Below are 26,227 nucleotides of genomic sequence, written 5' to 3' on the forward strand. Positions count from 1 at the left end.
AAAGCAATGACGCAAAGCGTTCGCGAAGTTCCATCAGCGCTGGCCGGCGAGGCGGTGCTTGAAATCGCCGGCCTCAGCGTCAGCGTGCGCGGCGAGGATGGCGAGCGCGAGGTGGTATCCGGCCTGTCGCTGTCTCTCAAACGCGGCGAGACGCTGTGCATCGCCGGCGAGTCCGGCTCCGGCAAGTCGATGACCGCGCTGGCAATCATGCAATTGCTGCCGCAGCCGGCCGGCCGCATCGCCGCCGGCGCGATCCGGCTTCGCGACAAGGATGGCAGCGCCGTCGAGCTGACGGTGCTCGACGAGCGGCGCATGCGCGACATTCGCGGCGACCGCATCGCCATGATCTTCCAGGAGCCGATGACCTCGCTCAATCCGGTGCTGTCGATCGGCCGGCAGCTCGCCGAGTCGATCGAGGCGCATATCGGTGTATCCCACACGGAGGCCAAGCTGCGCGCGGTCGCGGCGCTGAAGGCGGTGCGCATCTCCGAGGCCGAAAGCCGGCTGGAACAATTTCCGCACGAGCTGTCCGGCGGCATGCGCCAGCGGGTGATGATCGCGATGGCGCTGGCGCTCGAACCCGCCGTGCTGATCGCCGACGAGCCGACGACGGCGCTCGACGTGACCGTGCAGGGCGAGGTGCTGGAACTGCTGCGCGACCTGCAGCGCCAGCACGGCACCAGTGTGATCCTGATCACCCACGACATGGGCGTCGTCGCCGAAATGGCCGATCGGGTGATCGTCATGCGCAACGGCCGCATGGTCGAAGAGGGGACGACATCGGCTATTTTTGCCAGGCCGCAAGCCGCGTATACGCGCGAGCTCCTTGCCGCCGTTCCGCGCATCGGCTCCGGCGCGCGCCGCCGGGCTTCCGGCGAGTCCGACGTGGCGGCAATGCAAGACAAGGTGGCGGTCGTGAAAGACCTGCATGTCCGCTTCGACCTGCGTGGCGGCTTCTTCGGCCGCGTCAACCGAAGGGTGCATGCCGTCGAAGGCATCAGCTTCTCGATCGCGCCGAACGAGACGCTGGCGCTGGTCGGCGAGTCCGGCTGCGGCAAGTCGACCACCGCCAAGGCGCTGGCCGGCCTCGTTCCTTATAGCGGCGGCGTGACGATCGGCGGACGCGAATTGTCCCGCCTCGCGCGCGACGAGCGCAAGGCGGTGCGGCGCGACGTGCAGATGGTCTTTCAGGATCCTTATGCCTCGCTCGATCCGCGCATGCGCGTCGGCGAGCTGGTGGCGGAGCCGCTGCTGATCCACGGCATCGGCTCGAAGGAAGAACGGCGCCAACGCGTGGCAGCGCTGTTCGAGCGGGTCGGTCTGTCGTCTGAGCAGATGGAACTTTATCCGCATGAATTCTCGGGCGGCCAGCGCCAACGCATCTGCATCGCGCGGGCGCTGGCGCTGAGGCCGAAGCTGATCATCGCCGACGAGAGCGTTTCGGCTCTCGACGTTTCGGTGCAAGCGCGCGTGCTCGATCTCTTGAAGGAGCTGCAGCGCGAATTCGGCGTCGCCTATCTGTTCATCTCGCACGACATGGCGGTGGTCGAAAACGTCTCGGATCGTGTCGCCGTCATGTATCTCGGCCAGATCGTCGAGATCGGCAGTCGCGACCAGGTGTTCTCCAATCCGCGCCATCCCTATACGCGGCGGCTGATCGAGGCCGTTCCTGTTCCCGATCCGTCATTGCGCCGGACACGCTTTGCCCGTCTCGACCGCGAAATTCCAAGCGCGACGCGGCGGATCGGGGAGAGCGTGCCGAAACTGGTGCTCAAGGATTTCGGCGGCGGACATTTCGCCGCCGTCGGAGATTGATCAGGGCCACGGCCTGCCGCATTCAGCCTGGCATTCGATTGGCTTTCGGGAGCGGCGATCTGTCCGTTTCGGGATGTGCGCGAATGATGGTAGAGCCTGAAGCCGCCACTCACCCATTTCGGATTCTCAATGTCGGTCCTCACACGCCGCAAACTCCTGCAGGGCGCCGCGGCGGCCGGCGCGGCCGGCATCGGCCTCTCGACCGCCGGCAAGTTCGCCGGTTGGGCGGCGGCGAAACCCGAACCGCTGATCTTGAAGACTGCAGGCATTGCAGCGCAGTTGATGGCCGGCGCGCCAACGAAGAATGTCCTGACCTATGGCGAGGCCGGCTCGCCGCCGGTCATCAGGATGAAGAAAGGCAAGCCATTCGCTGCGCGGCTCGTCAACGGCATCGACGACCCGACGACCATCCATTGGCATGGCATCCGCGTTCCCAACAAGATGGACGGCGTGCCGTTCATGATCCAGCCCTATGTGTATCGGGGCGATCATTTCGACTACGCCTTCGCGCCGCCAGACGCCGGCACCTTCTGGTATCACCCGCATTGCAACACGCTGGAACAGATGGGCCATGGGCTGACCGGCGTCATCGTGGTGGAAAACCCGAACGATCCTGCCTTCGATGCCGAAGTGGCGCTCAATCTGCGCGACTGGCGCCTCGGCGATGACGGCCAGTTCATCGCGCAGTTCCGGCCGCGCGATGCGGCGCGTAGCGGCACCTATGGCACGGTGCGCACGGCCAACTGGCTCGACCAGCCGCAATATGACGCGCCGGCCGGCGGGCTGGTGCGGCTGCGGGCCGCCATCACCGACGTCACGCGCATCTATGGCTTCCGCGTCGACGGCGCCGAGGCCGCCGTCATCGCGCTCGACGGCAATCCGGTGCCGCAGCGCTTTGCGCCCGACGCCCTGCAGCTCGGGCCCGGACAACGGCTGGAGCTTGCCATCCGCATGCCCGACGACGAAGGCGCGATCGTCAGCCTGCGGGATGTCAGGGGCACGAAGCCAAAGGTTCTGGCGACACTGCGTGCGGTCGGCCAATCGCTCAAGCGCGATCTTCGCGATCTCGGCCCGCTCGAGCCCAATCCGGTGGCGGAGGTGGACGTCGCCGCCGCGAGGCGCATTCCGCTGGCGCTGAGCGCCACGGCCGAAAATGTCGCGGCCGACAGCATCTGTGGGTCGCTCGGCTATAGTTTCTGGGCGATCAACAAAGTGCCGTGGCCGGGCGACACGCCGGACCCGACCGCGCCGCTGGCCGAGCTGAAACTCGGCCAAAGCTACATCATCGACATGGAAAACCTGACGCCGCACGCGCACCCTATCCACCTGCACGGCATGAGCTTCAAGGTGCTGTCGTCCTCGACGCGCGCGGTCCAGCCGCTTATCTCCGACACCTATCTGATCCAGCCCGACGAGAAGGTGCAACTGGGCTTCGTCGCCGACAACCCCGGCGACTGGCTGCTCCACTGCCACATCATCGAGCACCAGAAGACGGGCATGACGAGCTATTTGCGGGTGGCGTGAGCACGTAGAGCGGTAGGCGCCCTCGCCTTCGACCGGAATTCGCGGACCTCGACGGGTTGACGCCCTTGCCCGCTTGCCTAGGTAGGCAAGAGGCGCTGGGGCGGCACGCAACTCCGACCGACGGCATGACATCTTTGCGCATTCGAAAACTTGCCCTTGTTGCGGCAGGCATCTCTATCCTGTCGTCCTGCGTCATCCCCGACGATACGTCGCGGGTCGCGAAAGAGGATGCCACCACGGCGGCCGCCCGCAGGGAAATGGTCGGCCTCAGCGAGGCCGATGTCCGCATGTGCGCCGGCTTTCCGACCGCGACCGCCGATGTGGGACCGTCCGGCCAGATCTGGACCTATCAGCGCAGCGTGCAGCGCGGCAATCTCAACATCGCGGTGCCGACCATGGCCCTGGGCGCTATCCCCACGGTTGGAGGGTCCGTCAACGTCGCGCCCGGCGGCTATTGCAACACGCAGATTCGCATGCTCGGCGGCCGTGTCGCGGAAGTGACCTATGCCGGCGACAACAATTTGCCCAACAGCATCGATGCGCTCTGCGTCAGCACGGTGGACGCCTGCGTGGCCTATGCGCGACAGCGCAATCGCAAAGCGACGGCGGTCTCCAGATGATCGGGCAATACCGGCCACGCGGAGCCTCCAATTCGCACTTGTCCTGGAAGTGCCTTAGCGTCCGCCGGGATGAATGGCGCCGGGCTCTTTTTCGGAGGCGCCGGGTGAAACTTGCCGGCCCATGTTTGTGCGGGTTTCGGGCGGCGAGGCGTCCATCAAGTTCCTGACCTTGGCGTTGTTGTGCGCATGGATGATGGCTCGGCCGAGATGGAGCAGGATTCCCACCACTGACATTGGTATTTCTCCCTTGAGATGGCGGATATGTCGGCGGCGGGACGCCCAACCCAATGCGCCCCGTCTGTTTCGTGGGAATGACGCGGAAGATGGCTTCTCGTTGCCAATTCGTGACCTGGAAACAGAGCAGGCCGGCGTCCAGGACGCAGGATGCAAGTGGAAACATGATCTGACGCCCATATGTGCGGCGGGAAAGAAAAGTGATGCTGGTCGCCGCAAATCGTCCCGAATCCGAAGGTCTTTCGGCCGCCCAATTCGAGACGATGGAGAGGTCGATGAAATTGTCCGTCCTTACTCTTGCCGGCACCATGCTGGCGCTGGCGCCCGCGGTTCAGGCGGCGCCGATGATCGGTATCCCGGCTGGAGACGGCCTCGTGCAGCAGGCGCATGTGACATGCGCGTACCTGACCGAAGACGGCTATTGCGTGCGCCCGCACAAGAAGCACAAGCATTGGAAGCGCGAGCGGCACTACCGGCCGATCTATCGCACCTACGAGCCGCAGCCGTCGGACGAGTATTACTGGCGCTACGAGCGCCAGCGGCCGATTGTCCGCGTCATCCCCGGCTATCCGCGGCAGGATGAAGACAATTGGGACGATTGGGATGACTGAGCGAATGGCGGGCCCAGAGCCCGCCCCTGCTTTCGGCTGGTGGAGCTGAGGGGGATCGAACCCCTGACCTCATCATTGCGAACGATGCGCTCTCCCAGCTGAGCTACAGCCCCGTTCCAGCGGATCGGCTTGTATCGGTCGCGGCGGTTTGATGTCAAGGCGAAACGGTGCCCGGCATCGAGCGCCGAAACGGCCGGGCCTTGCCGGTTCCGCGCGCAATGGCTACATGTCGGCGACAATTTGGAGACCGGCATGATCGCCCTTATTCAAACCATCGTCATGGCGCTTGATATCTACTGGTGGATCATCATCGCCTCGGCGATCTTTTCCTGGCTCTATGCCTTCAACGTCGTCAACTCGCGCAACCAGTTTGTCGGCACCGTCGGCAATATGCTTTACCGTCTGACCGAGCCGGCGCTGCGGCCGATCCGTCGCTACATGCCCGATCTTGGCGGCATCGACATCTCGCCGATCATTCTTCTTTTGATCATCTTCTTCATCCGCCAGTTTTTGATCACCACCGTCTTCTCCTGGGTCGCTTAAGGCCGATCCATGGACTCGCCGTTCCGTCCGCGCGACGACGGCATCGACCTTTTCGTGCGGCTGACGCCGAAGGCGGCGGTGGATCGGATCGAAGGCATTGAGACGGCCGCCGACGGGCGCAGCCATCTCAAGGCGCGTGTGCGCGCGGTGCCGGAGAACGGCGCCGCCAATACGGCGCTGGAGCGGATGGTGGCGAAGGCGCTTGGCGTGCCGGGATCGGCGGTTTCGGTGGTGGCCGGAGGCACGTCCCGGCTGAAGACGCTGCGGATCTGGGGTGATGCGGCTGAGCTGGCGAAGCGCGTCGAGGCGCTTTCCGGGTAATCCAAACTTGAGAGGCGAGGCGGGCCAGCGCCCGCCTCTGTCCTGCCGGACATTCCCCCCCGCTTGGGTTCCTACTCGGGGGAGATCGGCAGTTCAGCGCCGGCGCTTCAGTCTCCCAGCGGCAGCTTCGGATCGTCGACCTTCAGCGTGTTCACGCTCTGCTTGATGCGGCGCAGGTTCTCCAGCACCTTCGGCCCGCGCGATTCCGCCACCGTGGTGGCGATCATGTCGAGAATGGCAAGCAGCGCGTAGCGCGACGAGGTCGGCTTGTAGATATTGCCGTCCTCGAAAGACTGCAGCTGGATGACCGTGTCGGCGACCTTGGCCAAAGCCGAATCGGGCGCGGTGATGGCGACGGTGGCTGCGCCATATTGCTGCGCGACCTCGACCGCCTCGATGACCGAGCGGGCATAGCCCGAGACCGAGAAGGCGACCAGCGTCGTCTCCGGTGTCGCGACCGCCGCATACATGCGCTGTAACTGGCCGTCGACCTGGGCGAGCGCCGAGAGGCCCAGCCGGAACAGCCGATTTTGCATCTCCGTCGCCATCATCGAGGAGATGCCGCCGGAGCCGATGCACAGCACATTGCCGGAACCGGCGATGCGGGCGCCGACAGCCATCAGCGTCGTCATGTCGAGATTTTCGCTGGCGCGCTGGATGGCGGCGACCGCTGCCTCGGTAATGGCGGAAGCGATGCGCTGCTCGCGCGCGTCGCGGCTGAGCGGTTCCGGCGACAGGTACTGACCGCCGATGGCGATCGCCTGCGCCAAATAGAATTTGAAATCGCGCAGGCCCTCGCAGCCGAGATTGCGGCAGAAGCGGGTGACGGTCGGCTCGCTGACGCCGACACGCGCGGCAATCTCCGAAATCGCTGCCTTGGAGGCGAAATCGAGATCGGAAAGCACCAAGCCGGCCAGCCGGCGGTCCGATTTGGTGCCGTCCTGCGACATCAGTTGCAGGCGGGTGATAATGTCGGCCGGGGTCTTCATCCTTTCATCTCACAGCGGCAGGCCCGTCGCCTTGTCGAAGAGATGGATGTTGCGCGGGTCGACGCTCACCGGCAGCCGGTCACCCGGCTTCACCTGCAGCCGGTCGCGGAACACGGCGCGCACCGTGTCGTCGCCGATCGAGCCATAGACATGGGTCTCTGAGCCGGTCGGCTCGACCACGTCGACGTCGATGGCGATGGCATCGTCACGCGCGCCGATGATGAAATGCTCGGGGCGGATGCCCGCCTCGACCGTGTCGCCGCCGGACGCTGTTTTGCCGGCAAGCGCCAGCCGGCCGCCGCCTTTGGTCTCGAACCAGGACTTGGCGTCGGCGGTCTTCAGCGCGCCGGAAACAAAACTCATCGACGGCGAGCCGATGAAGCCGGCGACGAACTTGTTGGCCGGCCGGTCGTAGAGTTCGAGCGGCTGTCCGACCTGTTGGATGCGGCCACGATCCATCACGACGATGCGGTCGGCCATGGTCATGGCCTCGATCTGGTCGTGGGTGACGTAGACGATGGTCGATTTCAGCCGCTGGTGCAGCGCCTTGATCTCGGTGCGCATCTGCACGCGCAACTGCGCGTCGAGATTGGAGAGCGGCTCATCGAACAGAAAGACGGAGGGCTCACGCACGATGGCGCGGCCCATGGCGACGCGCTGACGCTGGCCGCCGGACAACTGCCTGGGATAGCGGTCGAGATAGGAGAAGAGGTTGAGCACGCCGGACGCTTTCTTCACCTTGTCGTCGATCGCGGCACGCGTCTCGCCGCGGATCTTCGGGCCGAAGCCGATATTGTCGGCGGCCCTCAGATGCGGGAACAGGGCATAGGACTGGAAGACCATGGCGATGTTGCGCTTCTGCGGCGGCAGGTCGTTGGCACGGGTGCCGCCGATCACGAGATCACCGGAGGAGATCGTCTCCAGCCCGGCCAGCATGCGCAGGAGCGTGGACTTACCGCAGCCGGACGGACCAACCAGCACGACGAACTCGCCGCTCTTGATCTCGAGGTTGATGTCCTCGAGGATTTTATGCTGGCCGAAGGATTTCGACAGGTTGCGAAACTGGACATCGGTCATGGTCACGCTCCCAAAATGTCATCGATGAAAGGCAGGTAGCCGGCTGTCAGTCCGGCGTCCACCGGCACCACGGCGCCCGTTATGCCGGATGCGCGGTCGGAAGCAAGGAAAGCCACGGCCTCGGCCACTTCCGACGCATTCACGATGCGGCCGAGCGGATAGAGCCGCTTCAGCCGGCCGAGGATCTCGGGATCCTTAGCCAGGCGATGATCCCAGGCGGCGGTGCGGATCGAGCCAGGGCAGACGACGTTGGCGCGCACGCCGCTGCGGCCAAGTTCGACGGCGATCGACTTGGCGTAAGCGTTGATGCCGGCTTTGGCGGCGGCATAGGCCGGATTGCCGAAATGCGCGATGGCGTTGACCGAGGAGATGAAGACGACGCTGCCCGAGCCGCGCACGGCCATCCCCTTGACCAGCGGATCGGCGAAACTCATCACGCCGGCGAGGTTGAGGTCGAGCTCCTGTTCTATTCTGTCCGGCGTCAACGCTTTCAGCGTCTCGGCGCGCGTCCAGCCGGCATTGTTGACAAGGATATCCGGCACGCCGTCTTTGTCGAGCAGGCTTGAGATCGCCGCTTCGATCGAGGTGCGGTCGAGCAGGTTGAAAACGTGGCACGAGGCGATGTACGGGCTGGTCAGCGCCTCGGCCGACTGGTCGCAGCCGACGATGCGGCCGCCGCGCTCGGCCATCAGCGCCACGATCGCCGAGCCAAGACCGCCGCCGGCGCCGGTGACGACAATTGTCTTGCCCTCGAAATCGCCCTGCGACACCACGATCAGTGCTCCTCGCCTCTTCAGACAGGGAGAGAACGCTACTCAAGGAAATGTAATTAAGCAACATGATAAACTGCTTGCTTCCCCGAAAACCATCGATAATGTAGGAAAGTAACATAAATCCTGTGCCCACCGGGCCAGGCGCGAATGCGCATCATGGGAGGAGATCAGATGAGCCTTGCGAAATGGACTGTCGGCCTGTTGGCCGGAATGAGCATGCTGGCGCTTGCCGCGCCGGCCGATGCGGGCGAGGTGCGCGTCACCGTCGCCGAATACAGCGCCAAGACCGGCCCCTATTTCGAAGAGGTGAAGAAGGAGTTCGAGGCGGCCAATCCCGGCATCACCATCAAATATGAAGTGGTGCCGTGGGACGTGCTCCTGCAGAAGCTGACCACCGACATCACTGCCGGCACCAATGCCGATCTGTCGATCATCGGCACGCGCTGGCTGATCGACTTCGTGCAGCAAGACGTCGCCGAGCCGCTCGACAGCTACATCAAGCCCGAGTTCAAGGACCGCTTCATAGATACCTTCCTGCAGCCCTCGATCATGAACGGCCATACCTATGGCCTGCCGATCGCCGCCTCGGCGCGTGCCATGTATTACAACAAGGAGCTGTTCGAGAAGGCCGGCATAGCCAAGCCGCCGGCAACCTGGACCGAGTTGCAGGAGGACGCGCGCAAGATCAAGGCGGTCGGCGCCTTCGGCTACGGCCTGCAAGGCAAGGAGATCGAGACGGACGTCTATTACTACTACGCGATGTGGTCATTCGGCACGGAGATCCTCAACAAGGACGGCACGTCGGGCCTGAGCACGCCGGGGGCGCTTGAGGCGGCCAAGCTTTACAAGTCGATGATCGACGAGGGCCTGACCGAGCCCGGCGTGACCTCCAACAACCGCGAGGACGTGCAGAACCTGTTCAAGCAGGGCAAGGTCGGCATGATGATCACCGCGCCATTCCTCTCCAACCAGATCAAGGAAGAGGCACCCAGCCTGAAATACGGCGTCGCCGCCATTCCGGCCGGGCCGACCGGCGCGCGCGGCACCTATGGCGTCACCGATTCCATAATCATGTTCAAGAACTCCAAGAACAAGGACGAGGCCTGGAAACTGCTCGACTTCCTGTTCACCAAGGAGCAGCGCGCCAAGTTCACGCAAGGCGAAGGCTTCCTGCCCGTGAACAAGGAAGAGGCGAAGATGGAGTATTACGTCAACAACGCCGACCTCGCCGCCTTCACCGCGCTGTTGCCCGACGCTCGCTTCGCGCCGGTCATCCCGGGCTGGGAAGAAATCGCCCAGATCACTTCCGACGCCATGCAGAAGATCTATCTCGGCAGCGCCGAGCCGGAGGCCGCTTTGAAGGAGGCGGCAGACAAGGCCAACGGCGTGCTGAAGAAATAGGGCGTATCTCCCTGCGCCCGTGGCGCGCCCCACCCGTCGGGGCGCGCCACATCTGTCCGGTGTGGCAATCCCAGGAGAACGGGCGCGGTTTAAGAACGACCGGGCAATCGGTTCAGACAAGGACAATCATCGATGTCGGCGCAAACGCCGGCGAGGAATGCAAATCCTGACGCAATTGCCCAGGAAGAACGACAGCCAAGCCGGCAGGCCAGCGAAATTCGAATGGGGACGTGCCTTGAGCACCAATGCCACTGCCATCTACCCGCAACGCGGTGCAAGCCAGCCGATGCAAAGCCGTATCGTGCCCTATCTGCTGACGCTTCCCAGCCTTTTGCTGGCGGCGGTGGTGATCTTCTGGCCCGTCTGGGATCTCGTGCAGATCTCGACGCATGACGTGAATCGCTTTGGCCAGCTGCGCGACTTCAGCGGCCTGGCCAATTTCCGGGCGCTTGCTGCCGATCCCGATTTTGTCGCCGCCCTGTGGCGCACCGGCCTATGGACCGTGCTGGTGGTCGGCGGGGCGCTGCTCTTGTCGATCCCGGTGGCGATCATCCTCAATACCGACTTCTACGGCCGTGGGCTGGCCCGCGTCATCATCATGCTGCCCTGGGCGGTGTCACTGACCATGACGGCGGTGGTATGGCGCTGGGCGCTCAACGGCGAAAGCGGCATGCTGAACTCGGGGCTGATGAAGCTCGGCCTGATCAGCCAGAACATCCAGTGGCTGGCGAGCGCCGAGACCGCCTTCCCGATGCAGGTGCTGATCGGCATACTGGTGACGGTGCCGTTCACTACCACGATCTTCCTCGGCGGCCTGTCGTCGATCCCCGACGATCTCTACGAAGCCGCGGCGCTGGAGGGCGCGACCCCCTTACAGCAGTTCCGCGAGATCACCTTTCCGCTCCTAAAACCGTTCGTCAACATCGCGATCGTGCTCAACACGATCTACGTCTTCAACTCCTTCCCGATCATCTGGGTGATGACTCAAGGGGGACCGGCGAACTCCACCGACATATTGGTCACCCATCTCTACAAGCTCGCCTTCCGCATCGGCAAGCTGGGCGAGGCTTCGGCGGTGTCGCTGGTGATGTTCGTCATCCTGCTCATCTTCACCATGATCTATGTGCGGCTCGCCATGCGGGAGCAACGCGCATGAGAAACGGCAAGCTGAAACGCTCGATCATCGCCTGGCTGCTGCTTGCGCCATTGATCGTGGTGACGATCTTCCCCTTCGCGGTGATGTTCCTCACCGCGGTCAAGCCGCGGACCGAAGTGCTGACGCCAACATGGTGGCCGAGCGAATTCCGCTGGTCGAATTTCGCCGATATGTGGGTGGCGACCGGCTTCGGCCAGGCGCTTCTCAACTCGCTCTATGTCTCGGCGCTGGCGACGATCGGCGCCATCCTGATCTCGGTGCCGGCGGCATATGCCATGTCGCGCTTCCGCTTTGCCGGTTATGGCGCCTTCCGCCAGTTCCTGCTGATCTCGCAGATGATCTCGCCGATCGTGCTGGTGCTTGGCCTGTTCAGGCTGATGGCCGCCTGGGGGCTGGTCGAGAGCACGACGGCACTCGGCTTCATCTACATGGCCTTCAACGTCGCCTTCACCGTCTGGATGCTGCAGAGCTATTTCGACACCATTCCGCGCGACCTCGAAGAGGCCGCCTGGATGGAAGGCGCCGGCCGCTGGCTGACGCTGCGCAAAGTGTTCCTGCCGCTTTGCCTGCCGGCAATCGCTGTGACGGCGATCTTCACCTTCATCAACGCCTGGAACGAGTTCGTCGTGGCGCTCACCATGCTGCGCAGCCAGGAAAGCTACACGCTGCCGATCCAGGTTTTCTCGCTGGTCGCCGGCCGCTACACGATCGAATGGCACCATGTCATGGCGGCCACGCTGCTGGCAACGCTGCCGGTGGCGATCCTCTTCATCTGGCTGCAGCGCTACCTGGTGCGCGGGCTGGCATTAGGAGCGGTGAAATAGCAATCCCGGCAATTCCAGGAAAACCGTGCAGCGGTTTTCCGTCCGGAATTGCCAAAAACAAATAGTCCACGGAGTTTTGATGCGCATCTTCACCGCCTCCCTGGCGACGGAAACCAACACCTTCTCGCCGGTGCCGACCGACCGGGCCTCGTTCGAGATGGCCTTCTATGCCGGCCCGGGAAAACATCCGGAGACGCCGACGCTGTGCTCCTCGCCGATCGTGGCGCTGCGCCGGCGTGCGGCCAGCGAAGGCCTGACCGTCATCGAAGGCACCGCCACCTGGGCGGAGCCCGGCGGGCTGGTGCAGCGGCAGACTTTTGAGGCGCTGCGCGACGAGATCCTCGACCAGCTCAATGCCGCCCTGCCGGTCGATGCGGTGATCCTCGGCCTGCACGGCGCGATGGTGGCGCAGGGTTATGACGACTGCGAGGGCGACCTGCTGGAGCGTGTGCGCGCAATCGTCGGGCCGAAGGTGGTGATCGCCTCGGAATTCGATCCGCACAGCCATCTGACGCCCAAGCGCGTCGCGGCCTCCGACATCATGGCCTATTTCCTCGAATTCCCGCACACCGATTTCTACGAGCGCGGCGAGCATGTGATCGAGCTCGGCCTTGCCGCGGCGCGGGGCGAAATCAAGCCGGTGATCTCGACCTTCGACTGCCGCATGATCCAGGTGCTGCCGACCAGCCGCGAGCCGATGCGCTCGTTCATCGACAAGATCAAAGCGCTGCACGGCAAGGACGGCGTGCTGTCGGTCTCGGTCATCCACGGTTTCATGGCCGCCGACGTGCCGGAGATGGGCACGCGCATCCTCGTAATCACCGACAACGACAAGGAAAAAGGCGACCAACTCGCCGAGGTGCTGGGACGCGAGCTCTATGCGCTGCGCGAAAAGACGGCGATGACGATGCTCTCCGCCTCCGCCGGCATCGAGCGGGCGCTTGCCGTGCGTGCGGCACAGAAGGACAAGCCGGTGGTGATCGCCGATATCTGGGACAATCCGGGCGGCGGCGTGCCGGGCGACGGCACCATCGTGCTTTCCGAATTGCTGGCGCGCGGGATCGACAGTGTCGGCGTCGCCACGATCTGGGATCCGATCGCGGTGACCTTCTGCCAGGCAGCCGGCGAGGGCGCCGTCATCGACCTGCGCTTCGGCGGTAAGGCCGGGCCTCAGGCCGGCGAGCCGATCGACGCGCGCGTCACGGTGCTCAAGGCCGTCAGCGAGAGCTGGCAAAGCTTCGGGCCGAGCCGGGTGACGCTTGGGCCGGCTGCGGTGGTTCGCATCGAGGGCACCGAGGTCGACGTCATCCTCAACACCAACCGCACGCAGACCTTCGAGCCGGACATCTTTTCCAATATCGGCGTCGATCCGATCTCGAAGGACATGCTGCTGATCAAGTCGACCAATCATTTCTACGCCGGCTTCGCGCCGATCGCCGCCGAGGTCATCTATGTCGCGGCGCCGAGTTCTTATCCCAGCAATCCGGCGGTGACGAATTACAGGAAGCTGAAGAGACCGATATGGCCGAGGGTGAAGGATCCGTGGCGCCGATGATCTCCCCCCTTGAGGGGGAGATGCCCGGCAGGGCAGAGGGGGGCGCCTCGCGTGAAGCGCCGACCTTTTTGCCTTCTGGAGGCGTCGCTGCGGTCGAGGTGACCCCGTCTGTCGCCTTCGGCGACATCTCCCCCTCAAGGGGGGAGATTTGCTGGCGCTACACCAACCCTCTTTTCACCATCATCGCCTCGGGCGAAGGCATTTTCCCACGGAAGGCCGTGTAAAGCTCTTCCGGGTCCTTGGAGCCGCCGGCGGCGTAGATGTTCTTCCTCAGCCGCTCGGCCAGTTCCGGGTTGAAGGGATCGCCTGTTTCCTCGAAGGCGGAAAAGGCGTCGGCGTCCAGCACCTCCGACCACATGTAGGAATAGTAGCCGGCTGAATAGCCCTCGCCGGCGAAGATATGACCGAAATGCGGGGTGCGATGACGCATGGCGATGGTGTCGGGCATATGCAGCTTTTCCAGCGTTTCAGCCTCGAACGGAAGCGGCTCGGCCGGCGCGTCCGGCCTTGCGTGATAAGCCATGTCGATCAGCGCCGAGGCGGTGAACTCGACCGTGGCGAAGCCGGCGCCGAAGGTGCGGGCGGCGAGCATCTTGTCGAGCAGGTCCTTCGGCATCGGCTTGCCGGTCTTGACGTGCAGCGCATGCTTTTCCAGCACCGCCGGCACCGTCAGCCAATGCTCATAGAGCTGCGAGGGCAGTTCGACGAAGTCGCGGCTGACCGAGGTGCCGGAGACCGACGGCCAGGTGACGTCGGTCAGCATGCCATGTAGCGCATGGCCGAATTCGTGAAACAGGGTCTTTGCTTCGTCGACGGAGAGAAGGGCCTGCTCGCCGGCGGGCGGCTTGGCGAAGTTCATGATGTTGTAGATGACGGGCTTCGCGCCTTTCCCAAGTTTGTAGCCGGATTTCAGCGCGCTCATCCAGGCGCCGGAGCGTTTCGAGGGTCGCGCGAAGTAATCCGCCAGAAACAGGCCGCGCTCGCTGCCGTCCGCGTTCTTGACCACGAAGACGCGCGCGTCGGGATGCCAGGCGGCAATGCCCTTCTTCTCTTCGAAGCTGATGCCGAACAGCTTGGTCGCGACGTCGAAGCAGGCGTCGATGACGCGCTCGAGCTGCAGGTAGGGCTTCAGCTCGGCCTCGTCGAAGGCGAATTTCTCGGCGCGCAGCTTCTCCTGGTAGAAGCGCCAGTCCCATGCCGCGAATTTTTCGTTGCTGCCGGCTTCGGTGGCCAGCCGCTCCAGCTGCTTCTGATCGGCGGCCGCCTTTTCCAGCGCCTTTTCCCAGACCGGATCGAGCAGGTTGTGCACCGCCTTCGGCGTCTTCGCCATCGTGTCGTCGAGCTTAAGCGCCGCGAAAGACTCATAGCCGAGCAGCCTCGCCTTCTCGGCGCGCAGCTTCAGCATGTCGCGCACCACATCGGTGTTGTCGCTGGCGCCGCCATTCTGGCCGCGCATGATGAAGGCGCGGAAGGCGATCTCGCGCAGGTCGCGGCGCTCCGAGAAGGTCGAGAACGGCTCGTAGATCGAGCGCGACAGCGTCACCGCATAGCGACCTTTCTGGCCACGCATCTCGGCCGCCTCGGCCATCGAGCTCTTCAAGAAATCCGGCAGGCCGACGAGATCAGCCTCGTCGAGGAACAGCGCCCAGTCGCGTTCGTCGGCCAGCACATTCTGGCCGAATTTGGTGCCGTGCGAGGAGAGTTCCTCGTTGATTGCCGCCAGCCGCTTCTTGCCGTCCGCATCGAGCTTCGCACCGGAGCGGACGAAGCCTTTCCAGGTCTTTTCCAGCACACGCAACGTCTCGGGATCGAGGCTCAGCCTGTCGCGGCGCTGGTAGAGGTCGTCGATGCGGGCAAACAGCTTCTCGTTCATCGAGATCGCGGAGAAGTGCCGCGACATCTTGGGCGAAATCTCGCGCTCCAGCTGCTGGATGGTGTCGTTGGTGTGGGCGCCGGCACGACACCAGAAGATCGACGAGACATGGTCGAGCGGCTCGCCGGCGAGCTCAAGTGCAGCCAGCGTGTTTTCGATCGTTGCCGCCTCGCTGTTGCCGGCGATCGCGTCGATCTCAGCCTGGTGCGCTGCCAGCGCCGCGTCGAAGACCGGCCCGAAATCATTGTCGCCGATGCGGGTGAAATCGGGCAGGCCGAGCGGGCCTTGCCAAAGCGTCAGCGGATGGGCGGCGAGGTCGACGGTCTTTGACATGGGCAAATCCATAGGCGCTTTTGGTGGGGCTGAATGCAGGCGGGTTATCCCGATGTAGGGCGGTGCTCGGCACCGCGCAACAACAGGATCAGTAGGCGCTGCAGTCCTGCGCGACCGCCGTCTGGGTGCTGGCGGTGATGCGGCCGCCGACGACGGTGAAGGTCTCGCGCATCAGCGTGTCGTTCTCGGGGAAATCGTAGCAGGCGAGCACCGTGGTCTCGCCCTTTTCGCTCTTCTCGATGCGATGGCGAATGGCGGCGCCGGCAACCGCGCCTTGCCATTCGTCGATCGACGCGAGGAATTCCTGCTTGTCCTGGACGACGCCGACATCGTCGAGCTTCATGTGCACCTCTTCAGAAAGCAATTCGGACAGTTCGGTGCGGTCGGCGACCAGGAGTGCCGAATACCAACGATCGATGACGGCGCTGTCATCGGCGCTGGCGCTGATCGTCGCGGACAGCAGCAGCGCTGCCGCAAGGAGAAACCTACACCAGATCCGCTCCATCAGCCCTCCATCAAAGCTCCGGCCGCTCGAAATCGCCGGTCTCCTTGTTCATCACCCAGAGCTCGCCGGTCGAGATGTCGAACCAGGCGCCGTGCAGGGTAAGCTTGCCCTTGCCCTCGAGGATCGAAACGCAAGGGAATGTCCTGAGATTGGCGATCGAATAGCGGATCGAGATGCGCTCCAGCGCCGTCTGCCGCTCGGTCGCCGTCATGAAGGTGCTGGACGAGACGGTCTCGGCAGCCGGCGCGATCAGGCTCATCCATTTGCCGATGAAATCGCCAGGCGACAGCGGCGCAAAATTGGTATCGAGCGCGGCGCGGATGCCGCCGCAGCGGCCATGGCCCATCACCACGATGTTCTTCACCTTCAGGCTCTGCACGGCGAACTCGAGCGCAGCAGAGGTCGAGTGGAACTCGCCGTCCGGCTCATAGGGCGGCACGAGATTGCCGACATTGCGCAGCACGAAGAGCTCGCCCGGCCCGGCATCGAAGATCGCTTCGGGGGCCGAGCGGGAATCGCAGCAGGCGACGATCATGGTCTCGGGCGCCTGGCCCTCGCGCGCCAGCGAGCGGTAGCGGTCGCTTTCGGCGGGATAGCGGCCGCTCATGAAGTTGCGATAGCCGGTCAGCAGATGTTCGGGGAGATGGGGCATGGGCGCCTTTCCGGGTTTGGGGCGGCAGCTCGTTGCGATCGAAAAAGCCTCTAGCGGCAAAAGCCGGTCGCGGGCAATGCCGAATTGCGGATGGCGGCGTCGCAAACGCATGCCGGCCGCTCCGACCGGTCATGCCCAGATGGCGACCTGAATGCCGAAGCGGTCGGTCAGCGGCGGATCGGGCGAGGGCCGCGCCTCGCCGCTGGCGATGCGGCCGGCGATCAACATCATGGCGGCCGCGTCGAGGAAGTCGTCGCTGGCGGCACCCTTCGGCGGCGCCTGGTCGAGGAAGGTCTTGTCGTAGCCTTGCCGGCAAAGCAGCGCCTTGCGCTCCTCCATGCCGGCCGGGTTGATAGTGCCCTTGATCTTCTTGGGCAGGATCATCGCGGTGCCGCCGTTCAGCCGGCAGAAGGCGACTTCCGGGTGCGATTCGAAGATGCGGCCGCGCAAATCCGGTCGCGCGATCAACAGCTGGTCGATCTCGCGAATCTTCGAAAAAATGCCGAAGGCCTGGATGGAAACGCCGCGCGGCGGATTGGAAGTCGTCATCGCCACCTCGCTCGCCCGCCGGTGCGCGGCATACCAGGCTTCGACCGTGGTGAAGTTGCCGGTATCGGCGTAGAGCGCTGCGCGCGATGGTATGGCAAAGACGCTCGACTGCCGTGCTCCGAGCAGCGGCCGCACCAGCGCCTCCGGCCCGCGACCGCCGCGGCTGGAAAAATCCGGCAGGCCGATCGGCATGTCGACGGCGATCGTGGCTTCGGGCAGGGCGTGTAGCAGAGCCTCGAAAGTCGCGAAGACCGACGCCGATGGCGGCGCGCCAGGCTCGCGATGGACGGCGATCCAGCCGGCCTTGCAGCCGTCGACGCCGGCCAGCACGCCGCCGCCTGGCGTCACGCCCGCTTGTCCCGCCCGGGGTGAAGGAGATGGCGAAGCTGCACCATCGCCATCGGATGCGACAGGCTCTGCGCGTCCGTCTCGAGCTGCAGCTCGTCGCCGCCGCGTTTCGCCGTGCGCGCCAGGATCTCGTAGACGGCGGCCGTGGTCGACTGCAGCGCCTTCGCCGCCGGCTGGCCGGAAAGGATGCGGGCGAGATAGACGGCGGCCGTCAGGTCGCCCAACCCGTTCGGCGGCTTCTCGATCAGGCGGTGCTCGGCAAGCAGCGCCTGTCGGTCGTCGAGGAGGAAGTTACCGGTGCCGCCCGCCATCATCGAGGGTGCCGAGGTGACCAGCATGGTGGAGGGACCGGCGTGCAGGGCGGCCGCCGTCACCGACTTGATGTCGGGCAGCGGCGCGCCGGCCATCCATTCGAGCTCGTAGCGGTTGGGCGTGGCGATGTCGGCTATCGGCATCAGCCTGTCGCGCAGCGCGACGGCCGTCGGCTCCGGCACATAAAGGCCGCCCGAATCGCCCATCACCGGGTCGCAGACATAAAGGGCATCCGGCGTCCTCGCCTTGACGGCCGCAACCAGCGAAGCGACGGCCTCCGCCTGGCCGGCCTCACCGAGATAGCCCGAGAGCACCGCGCTCACCTCGCCCAGCCACGGCGCGCGCTCGAGGTCGGCCATCAGCGCCTTGAACTGATCGAGCGGCGGCACGATGCGGGTGGCGCGGCTGTGGCCTGGGTGCCAGGGCAGGATCACGGTCGGCACCGCCCAAACCGGGAAACCCAGCGTCTCCAGCGCGAAGACCGCGGCGCGGTTGCCGACCGAGCCGCGGGCGACATGGCTGGAGATGACGATGACCGCGCGCGGCGCGTCGGTTTTATCAGCATTCATGAAATTCGGTTCCTAGCCACCCTGCGTGGCGGCATACACCAGCCAGACCAACAGCCCAATGGCGATGATGAGGCCGAGCGTTCGGCCAATGCGGGTGCCCCAAACTTCGATCGGATCGGAGCGGTCGGCATCGGCCGCGGTCACGTGGTCGCGTGCGTCCTTCGCGGTGCGGGCGACGAAGGAAGCGCCGCCCGGCGTCGTTTCGCGCGCCACGCGCTCGAGTATGCGGCGCGATTCATTCTCGTCGTCCCGGCGCTCGGCCATGGCAAATGTCCTTTCCGGCCCGGAGCTTAGCCTGTTCGGTCGCGTATTCACAGGGGCGAGCGGCCAAGATCAGAGCGCTGCCACGACCGGGTCATTTTCTTGCGCACGGATTGTGGTAATGCTTCGCATCACAACTTCTGTCGAGGGGACCAATCATGTTCGCCGAGCGCCTTCTTCTACCCTCCGCTTTCCGCAATTTGCCGGCCTTGCTGATGATGGCCTTCGTGCTGCCGCTGCTTGCCGGCTGCGGCTACAACACCATCCCGACGGCGGAGGAGAATGCCAGGGCAGCCTGGAGCGAGGTGCTCAATCAGTATCAGCGCCGCGCCGACCTGATCCCCAACCTGGTCGAGACGGTGAAGGGCTACGCCTCGCACGAGAAGGACACGCTCGACGCGGTGGTCCAGGCGCGCGCCAAGGCGACGCAGATCACGGTGACGCCGGAGACGCTGAAGGATCCGGAAGCCCTCAAAAGATTCCAGGATGCCCAGGCCGGGCTGACGGGCGCCCTGTCGCGGTTGATCGCGGTCTCGGAAAACTATCCCGACCTCAAGGCCAACCAGAATTTCCTCGCGCTGCAGGCGCAGCTCGAGGGCACCGAGAACCGCATCGCGGTGGCGCGTCGCGACTACATCCAGGCGGTCAGGGAGTACAATCTGACGCTGAGGACCTTCCCGTCGGTGCTGTGGGCGACATTCTGGTTCCGCGGCAATGAGCCGTTTGCGAACTTCACCGTCGAGGAAGACAAGATGCAGGTGCCGAAAGTGGATTTCGGCACGAGCACCAAGCAGGGCGGGTGAGCGGCGCGACTGAAATTTAATCGAGCTTGCAGGCCTTGCGTTCCTTCGCGCCCCCCTCTGTCCTGCCGGACATCTCCCCCGCAAGGGGGGAGATTGGCAGCTCGACCGCTGTGTCTCCGCTTCCAACGTTGGAGAGTGGCGAGGGTGGACGCGATATCCAATCTCCCCCCAAGTGGGGGAGATGTCCGGCAGGACAGAGGGGGGCGCGAAGGAACGCTTACCTCAGCTTCCTTGGCGTTCTTTTCTGCCTCCTCTTCCCCATCGCCGCCCTTGCCGCCGACCTGCCCCCGCTCACCGGCCGTGTGGTCGACAATGCCGGCATTATCGATGCCGGCACGCGCGCGGCGCTGACGCAGAAGCTGGCCGATTTCGAGACAAAAGGCTCCGACCAGATCGTCGTCGCGACAATCTCCAGTCTCGGCGGCGAGGAGATCGAGCCCTACGCCAACCGGCTGTTCCGCTTCTGGAAGCTTGGCCAGGCCAAAGAGAACAATGGTGTTCTTCTCCTGGTTGCGCCGAACGATCGCAAGATGCGCATCGAGGTCGGCTACGGGCTGGAAGGCACGCTGACCGACCTGCACACCAAGCTGATCATCGAAAACGACATGGTGCCGGCCTTCCGCGCCGGGGACTTCTCCGGCGGCATCAGCAAGGCCGTCGACGACATCATCATGGTGCTGGAGGGCAATCCGGAGGAGCTGGAGGCGCGCGGCAAGCGCAACGAGCAGGCGCCGTTCAACTCCGACGACCTGTTCTTCGCCATCTTCATCACCATATGGGCGCTGATCTTCTTCGGCGGCATCGCGCTGACGGTGCTGCCGCCGATCTTCGGCCAGAAGATCGGGCCCGGCCGCTACCGCTGGCTCGGCATGACCTTCAAGCCCAGCCGGCGATCCTCCGGCGGATGGTCGTCCGGTGGCGGAGGCTGGTCGTCGGGCGGTGGAGGCTGGTCCTCCGGTGGCGGCGGTGGCGGGTTTTCCGGCGGCGGCGGTTCGTCGGGCGGCGGCGGCTCCTCTGGAAGCTGGTGAGAAACCATGGCAACGCGACCGATCAGCCCCGAGGACCATGACCGCATCGCCGGTGCCATCCGTGCCGCGGAAGCAAGGACCGACGGCGAGATATACTGCGTCGTGGCGGGGTCCAGCGACGGCTATTTCTTCCCGGCCGCGTTCGCGGCGGCGCTCGCCACGATTGTCGTCAGCCTCGCAGTGGCCTACGGGCTGGAAGCCTTGTGGCTGACCATCCGTTTGCCGCATTTCGTGCTTGCTCAGCTTCTGGCGTTTGGCTGCATGCTCGCGCTCCTCTGGGCGCTGCCCGGCTTGCGCATTCACCTCGTGCCGAAACGGCTGCGCTACCAGGCGGCGCATGCCAATGCGATGAAGCAATTTCTCGCCCGCAACGTCCACCGCACCCAGGCGAGGACGGGCGTGCTGATCTTCGTCTCCATCGCCGAGCGCTATGCCGAGGTCGTTGCCGACAGCGGCATCGATGCTAAGGTCGGCCAGCATGTCTGGGATGGCGTGGTGCGGGACCTGACACAGCACGCGGGCGACGACCGACTCGCCGACGGTTTCGCCAAGGCGATCGAATCGGTCGGCGCGGTACTGGCCGAGCATTTCCCGGTTACCGCCGGCGACACCAATGAATTGGATGACCATCTCGTCGAGATCTGACGGAACTGGCTGAAAATCTGCTCTGCCGGGGCCAGGTGAGGGCTGGTTTTCGGCGCCTCCGATGCCGCCATGCTCGTTTGTGAGAAAGCGCGGGCGCGACAGCGCGGACTCTTTGCAGTCGGGCCAAGCGGGTTTATGATTAACAAATCATGAACACGCTGACGATCGACATCCGGAAAGCCGACCCTCGCGATGCAATGGCTATCGCGGACGTGCACCAGGAGGCATGGCGCGGCGCCTATTCCGGCATCATCCCGCATCGCACGCTGACGGCCATGATCAATCGCCGCGGCCCCGATTGGTGGGCGAACGCAATTCGCAAGGCAGCTACCGTGCTGGTGGTCGAGATCGGGGGCACGATCGCCGGCTATGCCACGATCGGCAGGAACCGCGCCCGCGAGCTCAGGCAGCAAGGCGAGATCTACGAGCTTTACCTGCGTCCGGAATATCAGGGCATCGGCCTCGGCAGCAGGCTGTTCAAGGCGGCGCGGACGCGCCTTGCCGACCACGGGCTCAGAGGCCTGGTGGTGTGGGCGCTGGAGGACAATTACAACGCGCTGGCCTTCTATGCCGGCAATGGCGGCCGCGACGTCGCCGAAGGCGTCGAGGTCTTCGAGCAGAAGGCGCTGAAGAAGGTTGCCTTCGTCTGGGAATGATGGCCGCCACTTAAAGCGCGTAGCGGTGACGTGCTTCAAGTCTTCGTTTGATGCATATCGTTCGCCCAAAACCGCTGCGCAGTCTTGGGCGGCATGCATTGGGTTACAATCCATCACAAACTGTGCGCTTCCATTAGCGTCCAGTGCTATTCGCCGCATTGCACCATGAAGCGCCGCCCGCTATCGATCTCACAAATCGAGAGAGGGATTTGAGCATGCGCATCGAAGCCGTACCAACGGGGAAGAACCCGCCCGAGGACATCAACGTCATCATAGAGGTGCCGATCGGCGGCGAGCCGATCAAGTACGAGATGGACAAGGAGGCCGGCACGCTGTTCGTCGACCGCTTCCTGCACACCTCGATGCGCTATCCCGGCAACTACGGCTTCGTGCCGCACACTTTGTCGGGAGACGGCGACCCGATCGACGTGCTCGTCTGCAACACGCGCGCGCTCGTGCCGGGCTGCGTCATCAATGTGCGGCCGATCGGCGTCTTGATCATGGAAGACAATGCCGGTCAGGACGAGAAGGTGATCGCTGTTCCCTCGCCGAAGCTGACGCTGCGCTACGAGAATGTCACCGAATACACGCACCTGCCGGAAATCACCCGCCAGCAGGTGCAGCACTTCTTCGAGCACTACAAGGATCTCGAGCCCGGCAAATGGGTCAAGATCGAGGGCTGGCACGATTCCAACTATGCCAAGAAGATGATCGTCGAGGCGATCGAACGGGCGAAGGCGGTCAAGTAGGTAAGCGGCAGCCAACGCCTGGGCAATGCGGCTTGGGCGAAGCCCTCAACGTCGTCATTCCAGGGCGAAGCAGGAGCGCAGCTCCGTCGCGGAGACCCTGGGATCCATGCCGTGAGGTCGCGCGAAGATCGTTACGGAACGGAATTACTGCACCGTGGCAACGCCTTGATGTAACGGCATGGATCCTTGGGTCTGCGCCGCGTCGCTTCGCTCCTTGCTCCGCCCAAGGATGACGAATGCGCAACCTTCGCCGTCTTGCACTCGTCGAACACCCTCTAATTTCTAGTTATCTACTCGCCCAAAGTCCGGCACGTTGCCGATCACCTCGCGCTTGTCCTTGCCGCAAGCAAAACCCTTCGCCTTTCCGTCGGCGAGCTTGCGGGCCTGGTCGTTGGCCTGAGGATTGCCGGTCGCGAGCACGAGGCCGATTGTGCAGCCCTCATGCTCCTCCGGCTGCGCGACCTTGGCGACGACCAGCACCTCGGTCGGCTTGTTTTCGTTTTCGGGATTGCTGATCTCGCGACGATGAATGGCGGCGAAGGGCACCGCCTTGTCGCCATTGGTTTCGATGCGCCACTCGACCTTACGGCCCGCGGTGTTGAGCCCGGAGAAACTCTCCCAGACGGCGGTCATGTCGTCGGAGGGAAAGCCGTAATAAACGGACTCGCGCGCGTCGTCGTAGCCGATCAGCACCGGATAGCCGCGATAGCCGGCGCAGGCGAGGCTCGCCCAGTCGCCGTCGCCTTCTTCCGATTGCGCGTAGGTCACGCAGTCCTTCTTCCAGTCGAGGTCGGTATAGGCGCTGGAAATGTCGCCCGCATGGGCCGCTTGGCTAAGACCGGCGAAAGCAAGCGGGACCAGAAGCGCACGCATCGCGATTACATTCCCGTGAGTATTTTGTTATCTGGCTCTAAGCCTCGCAAAAAAATACAAGGCGTACAACGTGGAAAACAAAGCGGATGCCAGGAACGCTTGATAGTCCATCCAGCAGATCGCGAGCAGTGACACCCAGACGGCAAGCAGGACAATGGGGACAAAAGCATCCAGATATAAAAACACCAAAGCGATCGTACATATTGACCCGGTCAGGATGCTTGCCGCTGAGCCGGCGCCGTGCGCCTTTTCGATACAGTAGTTCAGCGCTGACGAGATCAGCAGCAAGAAAAGCACTCTGCGCAGCACGGCTTCCTTGACCGTGTATTCGTTCAGGTTCAGGACCGTGACAATATCTTTCTTTTCTTGCTCGCCGATAAATCCTCGATTGCCCCGCCCCATATAGTGGATCAGGAACATCTTTTGCAGATCGTCCAAGAGCATACGACCAATGTTCAAATCTTAGCCGCCAGTTCGCAATAGCTTAAAGCTCAAGCAATACAGTATGATTGCTGCTGGGTCGGATCGCAAGGTCTATTTCTTCAAGCTCGCTTCAATCAGGAGATCGGCGTTACGGGCGACCGATGCCGCCGGTCCGCCGAGGCCGAACAATTGGCCGCTGATATAGGCGCCCTCTATCAGCAGCAGCAGCCCGTCGCCCAGCGTGTCGGAATCACTCGCACCCATCGCGGCCGCCATGGCGCGCAGGCGCCGGCGCAATTCCTGCTTGTTGTTCTCGCTCACCACCCGCGCAGGATGGCCGTGCTCGGGATATTCGACCGCCGCATTGGTCATGCCGCAGCCGCGATAGTCCGGCCTCTGCGTGCGTTTGCCGACGCGAGTGAGGAAAGCGATGATCTGCGCGCGCGCATTGCCAGGATGCGCGTCCACGGCCTCGTCGAACCGCTGCCAGAATTCGAGGTCGTACTTGCGCAGATAGGAAGCGGCGAGTTCGTCCTTGGACGGGAAGGTCCGGTACAGGCTGGGCTTGGTGACGCCGGCGCGCCTGACGATCTCATCGACGCCGATCGCCCTGATGCCTTCGCGATAGAACAGGTCGCGCGCCACGTCGAGGATCTTGTCGGCAGCCTTCGGCGCCGGCGCCGTGCCGGCTCCGCTGATCGACGCTTCAATTTTTTTGTCCGATGGCATTCAACAAACTCGCTTGACAATGTTACTGACCGGTACGTACGAGTGGCGCCGCTCCATTGCAACGTACCGGTCAGTAACATGATAGCTCATTCCCGTCCCTTTGGCCAGCGCTACGCCTTCGTCGTCGTCGCAGTCATCTTCTTCTGCCTGCTGATCGCCGCCGGACTCCGTTCCGCGCCGGCGGTCATGATGCTGCCGCTGGAAGAGAGCTTCGGCTGGCGGCGCGATGTCGTCTCGCTTGCCGCCGCGGTCGGCATCTTCCTCTATGGCCTCACCGGGCCATTTGCCGCGGCGTTGATGGAGCGGATCGGGCTACGCCGCACACTGCTTGCCGCGCTGCTGATCATGTCGGGCTCCACAGCGCTCAGCCTGCTGATGACCAAGCCGTGGCATCTGCTGATCACATGGGGGATATTTTCGGGCATCGGCTCGGGCGCGGTCGCGACCGTGCTCGGCGCCACCATCGTCAATCGCTGGTTCAAGACCAATCGCGGCCTGGTGATGGGGCTGATGTCCGCCTCCAGCGCGACCGGCCTGCTGGTGTTCCTGCCGCTGCTCGCCTCGCTGGCTCAGTCGGGAGGTTGGAAGCCGGTCGCCGTTGCCATCGCCATTGCCACGGCGGCTCTCGTGCCGCTGGTCTTTCTGCTGGTGCCGGAGCGCCCGGCTTCCATCGGCCAGGTGCGTTATGGCGCCGATGCCGACGACGTGCCGCCGGTGTCGCCGGCCGCGCAAGGCAATTTCCTGGCGCATACGCTGAACACGTTGCGCCGTGCCGCGGGAACCAGGGTGTTCTGGTACCTGTTCGCCACATTCTTTGTCTGCGGTTTCACCACAAACGGCCTCGTCGGCACGCACCTCATCGCCTTTTGCGGCGACATGGGCATCGGCGAGGTGCAGGCAGCCGGGCTATTGTCGATGATGGGCATCTTCGACCTGATCGGCACGACGCTGTCCGGCTGGCTCACCGATCGTTTCGATCCGCGCAAGCTGCTTGGCGTCTATTACGCCGTGCGCGGCCTGTCGCTCATCTATCTGCCCTATTCCGGCTTCTCGGCGGTCAGCCTGATCATCTTCGCCGTGCTCTATGGACTAGACTGGATCGCCACAGTGCCGCCGACGCTCAGGCTCGCCAACGAAGCTTTCGGCGACCGCAGCGGCCCGATCGTGTTCGGCTGGATCGTCGCCGGCCACCAGGTGGGCGCCGCGGCGGCGGCGGCCTTCGGCGGCACGATGCGCGAATTGCAGGGCAATTACGAGCTTGCCTTCCTGATCGCCGGCATGACCGGCATAGCCGCGGCCTGTATTTCGCTCTTGATCAACACGAGCAAGCCGGCTTTTGAGCCGGAACCGCAGGCGGCCTAAAGCGCGACTTCCCCTTCTCCCGCAAGGGGAGAAGGGAGAGCTGTGACCTGTTATCAAAATTTCATGGTTCCGATATGCGCCTGAAACATTGAGGCCGGAGGTTTGCGGTCCCGT

29 protein-coding genes and 1 tRNA gene are annotated in these 26,227 nt (G+C 64.0%); 16 read left to right on the forward strand and 14 right to left on the reverse strand.

What is annotated here, in order from left to right:
• Nucleotides 1–6 precede the first annotated feature (6 nt).
• The 3 genes from CK218_RS09105 to CK218_RS09115 all read left to right on the forward strand — a co-directional run bounded on the left by CK218_RS09105 (nucleotide 7) and on the right by CK218_RS09115 (nucleotide 3,959).
• The gene (locus tag CK218_RS09105) at nucleotides 7–1,815 is read left to right on the forward strand and encodes an ABC transporter ATP-binding protein (RefSeq protein WP_095827471.1); all 1,809 of its coding nucleotides are present in this window, start codon (nucleotides 7–9) and stop codon (nucleotides 1,813–1,815) included.
• 129 nt (nucleotides 1,816–1,944) lie between these two features.
• Nucleotides 1,945–3,339 (forward strand): multicopper oxidase family protein, encoded by a 1,395-nt coding sequence (locus tag CK218_RS09110; protein WP_095827472.1) that lies wholly within the window; start codon nucleotides 1,945–1,947, stop codon nucleotides 3,337–3,339.
• Between the two features lie 125 nt (nucleotides 3,340–3,464).
• A complete protein-coding gene (locus CK218_RS09115) occupies nucleotides 3,465–3,959 on the forward strand; it encodes a hypothetical protein (protein WP_095827473.1) in 495 nt (164 codons plus the stop codon).
• A gap of 54 nt (nucleotides 3,960–4,013) precedes the next feature.
• On the opposite strand, the gene CK218_RS09120 is transcribed toward CK218_RS09115, so the two are convergent.
• Entirely contained in the window at nucleotides 4,014–4,193 is a 180-nt protein-coding gene (locus CK218_RS09120) for a hypothetical protein (protein WP_095827474.1), read from the reverse strand.
• Nucleotides 4,194–4,468: 275 nt separating this feature from the next.
• Here CK218_RS09120 and CK218_RS09125 point away from each other — a divergent pair, with 275 nt between their 5' ends.
• Nucleotides 4,469–4,804: a hypothetical protein gene (locus tag CK218_RS09125; RefSeq protein WP_143749611.1), complete on the forward strand. Its 336-nt coding sequence runs from the start codon at nucleotides 4,469–4,471 to the stop codon at nucleotides 4,802–4,804.
• Nucleotides 4,805–4,841: 37 nt separating this feature from the next.
• Here CK218_RS09125 and CK218_RS09130 read toward each other — a convergent pair.
• A tRNA-Ala gene (locus tag CK218_RS09130) sits at nucleotides 4,842–4,917 on the reverse strand.
• Nucleotides 4,918–5,056: 139 nt separating this feature from the next.
• On the opposite strand from CK218_RS09130, the gene CK218_RS09135 reads away from it, so the two are divergent.
• Nucleotides 5,057–5,347, forward strand: coding sequence for a YggT family protein (locus CK218_RS09135; RefSeq protein ID WP_067002157.1), 291 nt, complete (start codon nucleotides 5,057–5,059; stop codon nucleotides 5,345–5,347).
• Nucleotides 5,348–5,356: 9 nt separating this feature from the next.
• Nucleotides 5,357–5,668 (forward strand): DUF167 family protein, encoded by a 312-nt coding sequence (locus tag CK218_RS09140; protein WP_095827476.1) that lies wholly within the window; start codon nucleotides 5,357–5,359, stop codon nucleotides 5,666–5,668.
• A 107-nt stretch (nucleotides 5,669–5,775) separates the two neighbouring features.
• On the opposite strand, the gene CK218_RS09145 is transcribed toward CK218_RS09140, so the two are convergent.
• From CK218_RS09145 to CK218_RS09155, 3 genes are read right to left on the reverse strand one after another with little or no spacing between them, the layout of a single operon-like run.
• Entirely contained in the window at nucleotides 5,776–6,657 is an 882-nt protein-coding gene (locus CK218_RS09145) for a MurR/RpiR family transcriptional regulator (protein ID WP_067001412.1), read from the reverse strand.
• Between the two features lie 9 nt (nucleotides 6,658–6,666).
• On the reverse strand, nucleotides 6,667–7,734 hold the full coding sequence (gene ugpC, locus CK218_RS09150) for a sn-glycerol-3-phosphate ABC transporter ATP-binding protein UgpC (RefSeq protein ID WP_095782651.1): 1,068 nt from the start codon (nucleotides 7,732–7,734) through the stop codon (nucleotides 6,667–6,669).
• A gap of 2 nt (nucleotides 7,735–7,736) precedes the next feature.
• On the reverse strand, nucleotides 7,737–8,507 hold the full coding sequence (locus CK218_RS09155) for an SDR family oxidoreductase (RefSeq protein WP_095827477.1): 771 nt from the start codon (nucleotides 8,505–8,507) through the stop codon (nucleotides 7,737–7,739).
• Between the two features lie 171 nt (nucleotides 8,508–8,678).
• On the opposite strand from CK218_RS09155, the gene CK218_RS09160 reads away from it, so the two are divergent.
• The 4 genes from CK218_RS09160 (at nucleotide 8,679) to CK218_RS09175 (ending at nucleotide 13,443) form a co-directional block, all read left to right on the forward strand.
• The gene (locus CK218_RS09160) at nucleotides 8,679–9,908 is read left to right on the forward strand and encodes a sugar ABC transporter substrate-binding protein (RefSeq protein WP_095827478.1); all 1,230 of its coding nucleotides are present in this window, start codon (nucleotides 8,679–8,681) and stop codon (nucleotides 9,906–9,908) included.
• A gap of 286 nt (nucleotides 9,909–10,194) precedes the next feature.
• A complete protein-coding gene (locus CK218_RS09165; protein ID WP_095827572.1) occupies nucleotides 10,195–11,064 on the forward strand; it encodes a sugar ABC transporter permease in 870 nt (289 codons plus the stop codon).
• Nucleotides 11,061–11,888, forward strand: coding sequence for a carbohydrate ABC transporter permease (locus CK218_RS09170; RefSeq protein WP_067001418.1), 828 nt, complete (start codon nucleotides 11,061–11,063; stop codon nucleotides 11,886–11,888). Before CK218_RS09165 ends, CK218_RS09170 begins: the two co-directional genes overlap by 4 nt.
• A gap of 79 nt (nucleotides 11,889–11,967) precedes the next feature.
• The gene (locus CK218_RS09175; RefSeq protein ID WP_095827479.1) at nucleotides 11,968–13,443 is read left to right on the forward strand and encodes a M81 family metallopeptidase; all 1,476 of its coding nucleotides are present in this window, start codon (nucleotides 11,968–11,970) and stop codon (nucleotides 13,441–13,443) included.
• 157 nt (nucleotides 13,444–13,600) lie between these two features.
• On the opposite strand, the gene CK218_RS09185 is transcribed toward CK218_RS09175, so the two are convergent.
• The 6 genes from CK218_RS09185 to CK218_RS09210 form a co-directional block, all read right to left on the reverse strand.
• Nucleotides 13,601–15,655 (reverse strand): M3 family metallopeptidase, encoded by a 2,055-nt coding sequence (locus CK218_RS09185; protein ID WP_095827573.1) that lies wholly within the window; start codon nucleotides 15,653–15,655, stop codon nucleotides 13,601–13,603.
• Between the two features lie 82 nt (nucleotides 15,656–15,737).
• A complete protein-coding gene (locus CK218_RS09190) occupies nucleotides 15,738–16,154 on the reverse strand; it encodes a hypothetical protein (RefSeq protein WP_067323116.1) in 417 nt (138 codons plus the stop codon).
• A gap of 10 nt (nucleotides 16,155–16,164) precedes the next feature.
• A complete protein-coding gene (locus CK218_RS09195) occupies nucleotides 16,165–16,806 on the reverse strand; it encodes a carbonic anhydrase (RefSeq protein ID WP_067001427.1) in 642 nt (213 codons plus the stop codon).
• Between the two features lie 129 nt (nucleotides 16,807–16,935).
• Entirely contained in the window at nucleotides 16,936–17,703 is a 768-nt protein-coding gene (locus tag CK218_RS09200) for a DUF429 domain-containing protein (protein ID WP_095827481.1), read from the reverse strand.
• Entirely contained in the window at nucleotides 17,700–18,584 is an 885-nt protein-coding gene (gene pdxY, locus CK218_RS09205; protein WP_095827482.1) for a pyridoxal kinase PdxY, read from the reverse strand. Before pdxY ends, CK218_RS09200 begins: the two co-directional genes overlap by 4 nt.
• Before the next feature lie 12 nt (nucleotides 18,585–18,596).
• Nucleotides 18,597–18,848 (reverse strand): hypothetical protein, encoded by a 252-nt coding sequence (locus tag CK218_RS09210; RefSeq protein ID WP_067001435.1) that lies wholly within the window; start codon nucleotides 18,846–18,848, stop codon nucleotides 18,597–18,599.
• A gap of 155 nt (nucleotides 18,849–19,003) precedes the next feature.
• On the opposite strand from CK218_RS09210, the gene CK218_RS09215 reads away from it, so the two are divergent.
• The 5 genes from CK218_RS09215 (at nucleotide 19,004) to ppa (ending at nucleotide 22,726) form a co-directional block, all read left to right on the forward strand.
• The gene (locus tag CK218_RS09215; protein WP_095779831.1) at nucleotides 19,004–19,648 is read left to right on the forward strand and encodes a LemA family protein; all 645 of its coding nucleotides are present in this window, start codon (nucleotides 19,004–19,006) and stop codon (nucleotides 19,646–19,648) included.
• Between the two features lie 155 nt (nucleotides 19,649–19,803).
• Entirely contained in the window at nucleotides 19,804–20,676 is an 873-nt protein-coding gene (locus tag CK218_RS09225) for a YgcG family protein (RefSeq protein WP_095782803.1), read from the forward strand.
• Between the two features lie 6 nt (nucleotides 20,677–20,682).
• Nucleotides 20,683–21,321 carry a TPM domain-containing protein gene (locus tag CK218_RS09230; RefSeq protein ID WP_095782645.1) on the forward strand — a complete coding sequence of 213 codons (639 nt, stop codon included), beginning with the start codon at nucleotides 20,683–20,685 and terminating at the stop codon, nucleotides 21,319–21,321.
• Nucleotides 21,322–21,470: 149 nt separating this feature from the next.
• Nucleotides 21,471–21,977: a GNAT family N-acetyltransferase gene (locus CK218_RS09235; protein WP_067324917.1), complete on the forward strand. Its 507-nt coding sequence runs from the start codon at nucleotides 21,471–21,473 to the stop codon at nucleotides 21,975–21,977.
• 215 nt (nucleotides 21,978–22,192) lie between these two features.
• The gene (ppa, locus tag CK218_RS09240) at nucleotides 22,193–22,726 is read left to right on the forward strand and encodes an inorganic diphosphatase (RefSeq protein WP_067001447.1); all 534 of its coding nucleotides are present in this window, start codon (nucleotides 22,193–22,195) and stop codon (nucleotides 22,724–22,726) included.
• 282 nt (nucleotides 22,727–23,008) lie between these two features.
• Here the strand turns inward: ppa and CK218_RS09245 are convergent, their stop codons facing one another.
• The 3 genes from CK218_RS09245 to CK218_RS09255 all read right to left on the reverse strand — a co-directional run bounded on the left by CK218_RS09245 (nucleotide 23,009) and on the right by CK218_RS09255 (nucleotide 24,751).
• Nucleotides 23,009–23,599 (reverse strand): hypothetical protein, encoded by a 591-nt coding sequence (locus CK218_RS09245; RefSeq protein WP_095827483.1) that lies wholly within the window; start codon nucleotides 23,597–23,599, stop codon nucleotides 23,009–23,011.
• Nucleotides 23,600–23,626: 27 nt separating this feature from the next.
• Nucleotides 23,627–24,037 carry a hypothetical protein gene (locus tag CK218_RS09250; RefSeq protein ID WP_141245822.1) on the reverse strand — a complete coding sequence of 137 codons (411 nt, stop codon included), beginning with the start codon at nucleotides 24,035–24,037 and terminating at the stop codon, nucleotides 23,627–23,629.
• A 96-nt stretch (nucleotides 24,038–24,133) separates the two neighbouring features.
• On the reverse strand, nucleotides 24,134–24,751 hold the full coding sequence (locus CK218_RS09255) for a TetR/AcrR family transcriptional regulator (protein ID WP_095827484.1): 618 nt from the start codon (nucleotides 24,749–24,751) through the stop codon (nucleotides 24,134–24,136).
• Nucleotides 24,752–24,829: 78 nt separating this feature from the next.
• Between CK218_RS09255 and CK218_RS09260 the strand changes: the two genes are divergently transcribed.
• Entirely contained in the window at nucleotides 24,830–26,113 is a 1,284-nt protein-coding gene (locus tag CK218_RS09260) for an MFS transporter (protein ID WP_095827485.1), read from the forward strand.
• Nucleotides 26,114–26,227 lie beyond the last annotated feature (114 nt).

It is taken from the genome of Mesorhizobium sp. WSM3879 (genome assembly GCF_002294915.1).
Classification (GTDB): Bacteria; Pseudomonadota; Alphaproteobacteria; order Rhizobiales; family Rhizobiaceae; genus Mesorhizobium.

Bases quoted from the DNA above. Each gene is read 5' to 3' on its own strand.
- CK218_RS09120 (WP_095827474.1), bottom strand. From the start codon at position 4,193: ATGTCAGTGGTGGGAATCCTGCTCCATCTCGGCCGAGCCATCATCCAT.
- CK218_RS09115 (WP_095827473.1), top strand. From the start codon at position 3,465: ATGACATCTTTGCGCATTCGAAAACTTGCCCTTGTTGCGGCAGGCATC.
- ugpC (WP_095782651.1), bottom strand. From the start codon at position 7,734: ATGACCGATGTCCAGTTTCGCAACCTGTCGAAATCCTTCGGCCAGCAT.
- CK218_RS09135 (WP_067002157.1), top strand. From the start codon at position 5,057: ATGATCGCCCTTATTCAAACCATCGTCATGGCGCTTGATATCTACTGG.
- CK218_RS09160 (WP_095827478.1), top strand. From the start codon at position 8,679: ATGAGCCTTGCGAAATGGACTGTCGGCCTGTTGGCCGGAATGAGCATG.
- CK218_RS09245 (WP_095827483.1), bottom strand. From the start codon at position 23,599: ATGCGTGCGCTTCTGGTCCCGCTTGCTTTCGCCGGTCTTAGCCAAGCG.
- CK218_RS09195 (WP_067001427.1), bottom strand. From the start codon at position 16,806: ATGCCCCATCTCCCCGAACATCTGCTGACCGGCTATCGCAACTTCATG.
- CK218_RS09235 (WP_067324917.1), top strand. From the start codon at position 21,471: ATGAACACGCTGACGATCGACATCCGGAAAGCCGACCCTCGCGATGCA.
- CK218_RS09210 (WP_067001435.1), bottom strand. From the start codon at position 18,848: ATGGCCGAGCGCCGGGACGACGAGAATGAATCGCGCCGCATACTCGAG.
- CK218_RS09105 (WP_095827471.1), top strand. From the start codon at position 7: ATGACGCAAAGCGTTCGCGAAGTTCCATCAGCGCTGGCCGGCGAGGCG.
- CK218_RS09215 (WP_095779831.1), top strand. From the start codon at position 19,004: ATGTTCGCCGAGCGCCTTCTTCTACCCTCCGCTTTCCGCAATTTGCCG.
- CK218_RS09175 (WP_095827479.1), top strand. From the start codon at position 11,968: ATGCGCATCTTCACCGCCTCCCTGGCGACGGAAACCAACACCTTCTCG.
- CK218_RS09230 (WP_095782645.1), top strand. From the start codon at position 20,683: ATGGCAACGCGACCGATCAGCCCCGAGGACCATGACCGCATCGCCGGT.
- CK218_RS09125 (WP_143749611.1), top strand. From the start codon at position 4,469: ATGAAATTGTCCGTCCTTACTCTTGCCGGCACCATGCTGGCGCTGGCG.
- CK218_RS09260 (WP_095827485.1), top strand. From the start codon at position 24,830: ATGATAGCTCATTCCCGTCCCTTTGGCCAGCGCTACGCCTTCGTCGTC.
- CK218_RS09255 (WP_095827484.1), bottom strand. From the start codon at position 24,751: ATGCCATCGGACAAAAAAATTGAAGCGTCGATCAGCGGAGCCGGCACG.
- CK218_RS09140 (WP_095827476.1), top strand. From the start codon at position 5,357: ATGGACTCGCCGTTCCGTCCGCGCGACGACGGCATCGACCTTTTCGTG.
- CK218_RS09110 (WP_095827472.1), top strand. From the start codon at position 1,945: ATGTCGGTCCTCACACGCCGCAAACTCCTGCAGGGCGCCGCGGCGGCC.
- CK218_RS09190 (WP_067323116.1), bottom strand. From the start codon at position 16,154: ATGGAGCGGATCTGGTGTAGGTTTCTCCTTGCGGCAGCGCTGCTGCTG.
- CK218_RS09145 (WP_067001412.1), bottom strand. From the start codon at position 6,657: ATGAAGACCCCGGCCGACATTATCACCCGCCTGCAACTGATGTCGCAG.
- pdxY (WP_095827482.1), bottom strand. From the start codon at position 18,584: ATGAATGCTGATAAAACCGACGCGCCGCGCGCGGTCATCGTCATCTCC.
- CK218_RS09165 (WP_095827572.1), top strand. From the start codon at position 10,195: ATGCAAAGCCGTATCGTGCCCTATCTGCTGACGCTTCCCAGCCTTTTG.
- CK218_RS09170 (WP_067001418.1), top strand. From the start codon at position 11,061: ATGAGAAACGGCAAGCTGAAACGCTCGATCATCGCCTGGCTGCTGCTT.
- ppa (WP_067001447.1), top strand. From the start codon at position 22,193: ATGCGCATCGAAGCCGTACCAACGGGGAAGAACCCGCCCGAGGACATC.